Source organism: Pseudomonas sp. NPDC087346 (assembly GCF_044744235.1).
Lineage (GTDB): Bacteria > Pseudomonadota > Gammaproteobacteria > Pseudomonadales > Pseudomonadaceae > Aquipseudomonas.
The window spans coordinates 1-5,205 of record NZ_JBIUXX010000130.1; the positions used below are offsets into that span (position 1 = coordinate 1).

7 protein-coding genes and 1 pseudogene are annotated in these 5,205 nt (G+C 55.3%); all 8 read right to left on the reverse strand.

Annotated features, from left to right (window positions below; genetic code table 11):
• Positions 1–45 precede the first annotated feature (45 nt).
• Positions 46–939: pseudogene (gene tssG, locus ACIOZM_RS31125) on the reverse strand (type VI secretion system baseplate subunit TssG); the annotation flags it as partial.
• The gene (tssF, locus tag ACIOZM_RS31130) at positions 903–2,690 is read right to left on the reverse strand and encodes a type VI secretion system baseplate subunit TssF (RefSeq protein ID WP_401221390.1); all 1,788 of its coding nucleotides are present in this window, start codon (positions 2,688–2,690) and stop codon (positions 903–905) included. The pseudogene tssG and the gene tssF, both read right to left, overlap by 37 nt.
• 69 nt (positions 2,691–2,759) lie before the next feature.
• Positions 2,760–3,182 (reverse strand): hypothetical protein, encoded by a 423-nt coding sequence (locus ACIOZM_RS31135; protein WP_401221393.1) that lies wholly within the window; start codon positions 3,180–3,182, stop codon positions 2,760–2,762.
• On the reverse strand, positions 3,179–3,403 hold the full coding sequence (locus ACIOZM_RS31140) for a hypothetical protein (RefSeq protein ID WP_401221396.1): 225 nt from the start codon (positions 3,401–3,403) through the stop codon (positions 3,179–3,181). Before ACIOZM_RS31140 ends, ACIOZM_RS31135 begins: the two co-directional genes overlap by 4 nt.
• Before the next feature lie 47 nt (positions 3,404–3,450).
• Positions 3,451–3,807, reverse strand: coding sequence for a hypothetical protein (locus tag ACIOZM_RS31145; protein WP_225136803.1), 357 nt, complete (start codon positions 3,805–3,807; stop codon positions 3,451–3,453).
• A 5-nt stretch (positions 3,808–3,812) separates the two neighbouring features.
• Positions 3,813–4,463 carry a hypothetical protein gene (locus ACIOZM_RS31150; protein WP_098966309.1) on the reverse strand — a complete coding sequence of 217 codons (651 nt, stop codon included), beginning with the start codon at positions 4,461–4,463 and terminating at the stop codon, positions 3,813–3,815.
• Position 4,464: 1 nt separating this feature from the next.
• The gene (locus tag ACIOZM_RS31155; protein WP_401221400.1) at positions 4,465–4,989 is read right to left on the reverse strand and encodes a PAAR domain-containing protein; all 525 of its coding nucleotides are present in this window, start codon (positions 4,987–4,989) and stop codon (positions 4,465–4,467) included.
• Between the two features lie 11 nt (positions 4,990–5,000).
• Positions 5,001–5,205 (reverse strand): type VI secretion system baseplate subunit TssE (tssE, locus tag ACIOZM_RS31160; RefSeq protein WP_401221403.1); only part of this gene is annotated, 205 nt, incomplete at its 5' end.

The following is a 5,205-nucleotide window of genomic DNA, read 5'->3' on the forward strand; positions in this document are numbered from 1 at the left end:
AAGGCGACAGTCGTTCTTCTCACCAATGCGCAGTTCGCGGATTTATTCCGGGCGCAGCACCAGGCGAAAGTCGTAATCGAGCGGGTAACGCAACGTGAACCGCACCAGCGCGCAGAGCGGCTGGTAACCGAAACCGATCGGCAGGAATTCGTGGAATCGCTCCCAGTCGAGTTCGGTGATGTGAATGCGGAACTTGCCGCTGCGGTCGCGCACATGTTCGCCGAGCACCAGGTCTTCACCGAGCGCGCTGTTGGCGCGGCCGAGGCGATTGCGTTGCTCCTCGAGGATCTCCACGCGGCGCTCGATGCACTGCTCGATGACCAGGTCTTCGTGCTTGAAGTAGTAACGCAGCACCGCTTCAATCAGCGCCGCCGAGTGCGCCCGCAAGCTGAGCAGGCCGAGGTACGGCAGCAGGCGTTTCCAGTTCAGTTCCTTGGCCTTGCGAATGTCTTCGCCACCCAGACCGATCAGCGCGAACAACTGCGCCGAGAACGGGTCGAGCGCACCGCTCTGGAAACTTGCGCGGTAGCGATACTTGCGCCAGATCGGCAGCATCAGACGTTGCAGGCGATGGTGAAACAGGTCGAGGAAGTTGCGGGTCGGGTTGCCGTCCTCGCTGTCACCCAAGGCCTGTTCACCATAAAACGCCGGCAGCGGCGAACCCGAACCGACCAGGCCGATCAGGTTGAACCGCAGGCGCGCGCGCATCTGCCCGTGCTCTTCGAAAAACTCCACGCGATCAACGTCGCTGCCGGGAAAGCCCAGGCTCGGGTTGGCCTGGAATTCCAGCTGGTCGTACAGATCGTCTTCGCTCAGGTACGGGTGCGCATCGCGCAGCCGGTCGATCACCAGCAGCACGGCCTGAAACAGCGAGTACTCGCGTATACCTTTGGTCAGCCCGCTTAAAGCAGGGGCTGAAGGCCCATACGTGGTGTCCATTGGTACACCTCTCCCTGTGTGCTTTTTACCCGCAGCTCGTGGAATGAATTGAGACTGGCGTAAAGCGCGAAAAACTCGTTAAGAACCGAGGCGAAAACGAACAGGTCGCCCTCGCCGATATACCCTTCCGGGTCGATGGTCAGTTCGGTGCGCAAACCGCGCACCGGCAAGCCACGGTGCAACCGGTCCACGTGGTGGTGCTTGATGTTCTTGAGGCCGCCGAGCAGGCGTTTGCTGACCTTCTCCGCGTGCTGGTCGTAGTAGCGCGGCAGGTCGTAGGTTTCGAGAATCACCTTCAACGCATTGACGTCGGCCAGCGACAGATAGTTGAGCGACATGTTGCTGATCAGCTTCCACAGGAAGTCACGATTCAGCGGTGGCGCAAAACTCGAAGTGGCCGGGGTAATGTTGCGGAAACTGAGGAACTCCGGGGTTTCCTCGCATGCCATGCAGATGTCGCCCAGCTTGAGCTTGCGCGGCAGGTTCTGATTGGTGCACATCAGCTCGATCGACAGGGTTTCGTGGGCTTCGGTGTGACGAATGCCGAAGCTCAGATAGGTGTCGAGGCCGTCGTGCAACAAGGATGAACGTTGGCGAATGCTGTAATGCGGACGGCTGTTGGGCACGTCGAAACTCGGGTCGTGCTCGAAGGATTCGAACGGCACGTATTCCTGATAACCGAGGCCGCCGGGCTTCCAGCCAGTCACGGTTTCCACCGAGAACACACCGCAGTTTTCCTGATCGTATTCGGCCGGCAGCAGCAGGTATTCGTCCTGCTTGCCGTCGAGACGAATCGGCAGCGCATCGTGCTTGAACAGGTTGACGATAGGCGTACAGAACAGCTTCACGTTGTCCAAAGTCGGACGCATGCGCATGATGCCGCTCTTGCGAATATCGAAGCGCAATTCCAGGCCACGCATCTGCTTGAGCGTGTCTTCCGGCAGCGCCTTGAGAATGTCCAGACCATGGACGTCGACGAACAGGAATTTGTCCTGGAAGGCGAAGTATTCCTGCAGATAGCGATAGCCCCGGAAGGTGTTCAGCGGATACGGGATCAACGCTTCTTCTTCGGCAAAGCCCACCGGTTTGACCCGGTCCCCGGGAATCTTGAACGCCATCGGCTTGCCGCTGACGCCATCAATCGGCTTGCCGGCGCCGTCGAGCGGGATCAACTCGATGCCTTCCAGATTGCGCAACAGGCTCAGGTAAAGCATCTGGCTGATGTAGCGCTCACCGGCAAGGTGCAGGCGCAGCTTGCTCAGTTCGAGCTCGCCGAGATGACCGTCGGCGCTCATTTCCAGACGCAGGCTGAGCAGCGAACCGTCGCCCTTCACCGAGTAATTCAGCGCGGCCAGATCCAGCGGCAACACCTCGGTCGGGTAGCAGGTGCGAAAGCGGCAACGCACGTCTTCAATCGGTTTGCTTTCAATCGGCGTATCCCGCTCGACCTTCAACGCGGGCCCGGAACGCTTCAACGGATCGAACTGCAGAATGCTGAACGCCGGCAGCGGCCGCATGTAGTTCGGCCACAGCAACTGCATCAGCGAATGGCTGAGTTCCGGCAACTCGTCATCAAGCTTCTGCCGCAGGCGCCCGGTCAGAAACGCAAAGCCTTCCAGCAACCGCTCCACATCCGGGTCCCGCCCGGCCTGCCCCAGATACGGCGCCAACGCCGGACTACGCTCGGCGAAACGGCGACCTAATTGGCGCAGTGCGGTGAGTTCGCTTTGGTAGTAGTGGTTAAAGGACACGGGTTACCTGCCTGGTAGTGGAACTCATGGAAATACCGACCTGTGGGTTACGCTCGACGCCCGACCTGGTCATTGGATTGCACCTGCAGGCCGATTTGGCTCAATGCGACCTGCGATGTTTCGCAAAGCCCAACGCAACTCGATGACTTGAGTGGTGAGGATCGCCAGCAACGTGACGCAGCCTTGGGCCACGCCGTAGAACAGGGCTCTTAACGGGTTGTCGGGTAGCATCCAGAGCAGGATGAAGCCCACCATCAGAAAAAGGATGGCCAGCTTGGCGACCAGACTTGGAATCAGCGCAACGATCAGGTTGACGCCCAGAAAAATGTAAAACAGTGCGTAAGTCGCAATGCCGATGGCGACACCATGGGAGGTAAATCCGCCGTTAAAAAGCTTGTAAGCATGCACAACCGCGTCATTCAAAAATGCATAAGCCACGCATCCGAGGGCGTGGATTAATAGGCATAGGGCGAGACGAACGTAGCTACTCATGCAAGCCTCAAATTCCCATACCACGAACCAAAGCCATGGATAGCAACAATGGCTACCAGAACCGAAAACGTCATCACACGGTGCAGGCGCGAATTCCGAGCAGCGGGAAAAATTGCTGCCGCGAGTAAAAAAAAGCTCAACAGGGCCAGCCAGCCGAACAGGTCGCTGTCGGCAACAAAGGCGAGGTAGCCTTGAATTTCACCTGCTTCAGATATTTTCATCAGCTTCCAACGTATACCCAAGAATGTCTTTCAATATTTGCTCATAGCTATTTCGCTTTAGCTTTTTCAGAACTTAGGACTTTGCGTTGCTGAAGATAAATAACACCTTCTCCTGAAAAGGCAATTACACTGTTAGATGTGAGTGGCTCGCTATTCTCGTCTCCAAACTTGAGCCATCCTTCATCCCACAACTCACCACTTTCATGCCTGACTTGAACGAAATAATATGGAGGTTCTGACTTAGTCACTTCAATGTATTGACCTCCATCAGCACCACCTCTCCAATGAGCATTTGGATATTCGCTGAGTACATGCGGCTTATCTTCTGAAAAATCCATAAAAAACATTACCCCGAATGCTATCAACAGAGACAGTGCACCAACGGCCATCAGAAAACGCTTCAACCAGATCAATCTTTTATCTCCAACGTATCGCTGCTGAATGTGTAATCCAGATCTGGCTTTGTTTCTTGGAAATCCTCCATATAATCTTTTGGTATCACTGCAAAATAGGATCTTTTAGGCGCACCGAGATCCAGACTATCAACTAAATCAGCCACAAACGTCATGCAGTTGTGGCTTCTTATGCTGTACGGTTCTCTATTCATGTTGTCGTTGTCTTTTTCTTTATTTTTAAGCCACGCTTCGGCCTGAGAAAAAGCGGCCCCCCTGAGTACAACCCCAGACACATTGCTCGACTGACCATAAGCTAAAGACATACTTCTCAACGTTTTTTTGAGTGATGACTCAGTAATCGCTCCGCCTTTGATCGTCACATTAGGAACAGGGCGTAACCTCACAATTCCCGGTGGACCTGCTCCTTCATAACGCCCGTACTCTCCGTACTTCGTCAGCCCCGTTTTACCGTTGACAATTAGTACACCTGCGTGACCTAGGTCAGAGAACTTATGACTAATACCCAAAGCCTCCACATGAATTTTGTAGTCCGGAAACACAACAGGAATCACAAAATCATGATCACTTACCAAGTAAATTTGTACTGGGGTCTTATCCTTAGCAGGAGTGGTCGCTACAGTTGCGACTTTTACGGCTTGAGGCATTTCACTCTCCCCTAACCAACCAGTTTGGTATAGCCGAAATTTGTATATTTTGGACTTGAGCTTTTGAGCCCAGCGACTTGGATAGTCCGGTATCGTCTGTTACGCCTCGAATTTCCGAACCATCCTCAAGCGTAGCGGTGTATGCAATATTTTTAAGTGGGGCTCCCGATACTGGGTCCATTAACTGAACACGTACATCAAAGCCAAATATGTTCAACGGAATTGGTGGCACAAACGGCGCCGGCGAGTGCGAATTACCGATAATCACTGTCCCGGAACCTGCCGTGACTTTATTGCCGTGAGTACCAACCGAACCTACGATCGCAGCCGGCTTGCCATTGATCAAAACCGTGGTCGCCAGATCGCCGACCAACGCACCACCACACGCCGAGGCATCGCCTTGGCGGGCGGCCGCGAGGCCGTCGAAGAACACGTCGCCGGAACCGGCGGCGATCGGGTTTGTGCCGTGGCCGGGGAGCGGGCAAGCGGTTGGGTCGGATACACGTGCTGCTGGTTTGCCAGACATCGGGGTTCTCCTTAGTTGACCTTGACTTGACCGCTGCCATCCAGGCGCGCGGCGAAACTGACCTGACGCTTGAAACCCTCAACTTCCAACAGGCCTTCGATGCTGAAGGACAGGCGAAGCTGATCGTGGTCACGCGGCAGGGAAATGACACGCACGTTGCTCAGGCGCGGCTCGTAGGCTTCGATGAAGCTTTCGATGGCCAGGCGGGCCTGACTC